This window comes from Rhizobium sp. Leaf321 (genome assembly GCF_001423215.1).
Lineage (GTDB): Bacteria > Pseudomonadota > Alphaproteobacteria > Rhizobiales > Rhizobiaceae > Neorhizobium > Neorhizobium soli.
The window spans coordinates 1-559 of record NZ_LMOF01000004.1; the positions used below are offsets into that span (position 1 = coordinate 1).

Consider the following 559-nt stretch of genomic DNA (forward strand, 5'->3'; position numbering starts at 1 on the left):
CAGTTGGTCGGTCGGCTCGCCGATCATTGGCGGATCGGGATCCGGCATGATCCAGACCTCGTTTCCGAATGCGATCACGTTGCGCCGCTCGTCATCCGAGATGGCATCGGTGCGTTCGCTTTCGATCTTCACCGATCCTCCCGCATCGGTTAGACGGGTCGTTGCCTGCCGGATCGTCATGAGGTCGAGATCAATGACGATCCATCGAGCCAGCGGCGACAGGACGTTGCCGGTCGCGACCAGCATCCCGCGACGGGGCAGTTCACCGGCAGGAAAGGCGAGACGGACGCCCGCACGGCTAGTGCGTGCGGGCGAGGCGATCTTTGCTTCGGCGTAACCGGGCTCGTGCGCCTCCGCTGCGACCGGCAAGACGAGAAGAAGGACCAGAAGCTCCAAGGTGCCCAGCCGTCGTAAACGGTCAAGCACTCCTACGCGCCACTTGGTTCCAGCCTTGGTCCGGTATGCGCCCGCCCTGCTGCCTTCCATTAGCGAGCCTGCTTCAGTTCGTTTCGCTCCGGCGATCCTATCAACGCTGGTCCTAGCCGTCATCCATACATGG

The 559-nt window shown here is 62.8% G+C and carries 1 pseudogene; it reads right to left on the reverse strand.

Annotated features, from left to right (window positions below):
• Positions 1–426: pseudogene (locus ASF70_RS24395) on the reverse strand (hypothetical protein); the annotation flags it as partial.
• Positions 427–559 lie beyond the last annotated feature (133 nt).